The 1,609-nt window shown below is 48.5% G+C and carries 2 protein-coding genes; both read right to left on the bottom strand.

Annotation, left to right across the window (positions count from 1 at the left end; translation table 11 throughout):
* Window positions 1-49: 49 nt before the first annotated feature.
* On the bottom strand, window positions 50-1,006 hold the full coding sequence (locus NW853_RS05115; RefSeq protein ID WP_414348155.1) for a DNA adenine methylase: 957 nt from the start codon (window positions 1,004-1,006) through the stop codon (window positions 50-52).
* Window position 1,007: 1 nt separating this feature from the next.
* Window positions 1,008-1,397: a PD-(D/E)XK nuclease superfamily protein gene (locus NW853_RS05110; protein ID WP_414348152.1), complete on the bottom strand. Its 390-nt coding sequence runs from the start codon at window positions 1,395-1,397 to the stop codon at window positions 1,008-1,010.
* Window positions 1,398-1,609: the final 212 nt, after the last annotated feature.

Genomic DNA, 1,609 nt, shown 5'->3' with positions numbered 1-1,609 from the left:
TGATCTTGTCAGCCCTCAGTCGCCCCCGCTCTTGGCGCGGGCGCACCTACTAGTCTGTTGCCTCAGGAGCGACGCCGAAGCGCAGCGGAGCAGCAGCAGGGGCAGGCGCCTGTTGGGTGGCATTCAAATAAGGCAACCCCTGCTCCAGTAAGCATAGCTGCACCGTTCTTTCAACAGGGTAGTTTGTGATCACTAGCTCCGTAATTTTTCCTCGCTTTGCCCCCTTGCAGTTGATAGCCCGGTTTGCTTGAACCTCATCAACAGCAAAGAAGGGCATAGCGTACAAAGAGCGAATGATTGCAGTGTCAGAGTTAGAAAGTATAACATACACCTTATTCTTGCTCAAGTCAATGCAAATATCTCGTAATCGCTCTTGATCCTTTAAGGCAAAGCCGTTGGCATGATAGGAAGTAAAGTTGGATGTTCGCGAGACAGGAGCGTAAGGCGGGTCGAAATACACCCAGTCGCCTGGCTTGGCTCTCTCGACAACTGTCTCAAATGGCAGGCACAAAATTTCAACATGTTGTAGGGCAAGGGATGCGGCTAAAAGATTATCTTTGTCCAGATACTTTGGAGCTTTATATCGTCCAAAAGGAACATTAAACCTTCCCTGCCGATTGACGCGATACAAACCATTGTAGCCTGTCTTGTTTAGGTAAATCATGCGCGCAGCTCGTTCTACAAGACTCATTGACCAAGGATCTTTCTCTCGAATCTGGTAATAAAAATTTTTATCGTATGGAAATTCGGAAAGTAGTTGAATAACTTCCCAAACATGATCGCGAATAGCCAGGTAAGTATCTATCAACTCGGCGTTGATATCAGAAAGAATTGCCTGTTTAATCTTGCGTTCTCTGTACAGGCGAAAGAAAAGCGCACCACTCCCAACAAAAGGCTCGTGGTAAGTGTTGAAATAGATGGGCATCCGCTCCAATAGGGCGTCCGTCAGTTGTGTCTTGCCGCCAGCCCATTTTAGAAAGGGTCGCGGAAGAAGCAAATCGCTCATGTTACAATCCAAAATACAAACGTAGCCAATCTTCTAAATCGCTAAACCAAACCACTTTCCCTGTAGACATCAGGTATCCTTGCATGTTTTTTGAGAACCCTTCGCCATCAATCACCACGATCCCTGGAATAGGCCAGTGCTCCATATCTTGAATGGTTGCAGGGATCTTCTCTTCTGCTGTACCTGACGTCGCCTGAAACTTACACTCTACTCCTAGTCGTTTGCCGCTTTTCTCATCGCTAATGACCACATCAATATAGCGCTGTTGCCCCCACAGCCTTCGTGCTGCTTTGACTCTTGCTTGTGTCTTCAATCCAAGAGATTGTGCTAGAGCAACAACTCGCTGCTCCAATTTGTCACCACTTTTAGGTGCTGTTCCTTTTCCTGGCATTGGGAAAACTCCTCACAGACAATTGGCTTCATTTGGTTTTACTACCCATGCGCTCCCACATCGCCACCCAACCCCCGCACCAGAAACAAATTCCCGTCGGCAGTCCACCGCTGCAACCAGTTGGTCTGGGTCTTGGCTTTTTGTCCGCGCCACATCTCCAGGAACAAGCCAATCTCCGGGATCTCACCCTGGGCACGTACAGCCACTTGGGG

The sequence above is a fragment of the Synechococcus sp. H55.11 genome, assembly GCF_047462475.1.
Lineage (GTDB): Bacteria > Cyanobacteriota > Cyanobacteriia > Thermostichales > Thermostichaceae > Thermostichus.
The sequence above is the reverse complement of the archived record's forward strand: the minus strand, read 5'-3'. Positions and strand labels throughout refer to the sequence as shown.

Coding starts and splice junctions, on each gene's coding strand:
- NW853_RS05115 (WP_414348155.1), bottom strand. CDS start 1,006: ATGAGCGATTTGCTTCTTCCGCGACCCTTTCTAAAATGGGCTGGCGGC.
- NW853_RS05110 (WP_414348152.1), bottom strand. CDS start 1,397: ATGCCAGGAAAAGGAACAGCACCTAAAAGTGGTGACAAATTGGAGCAG.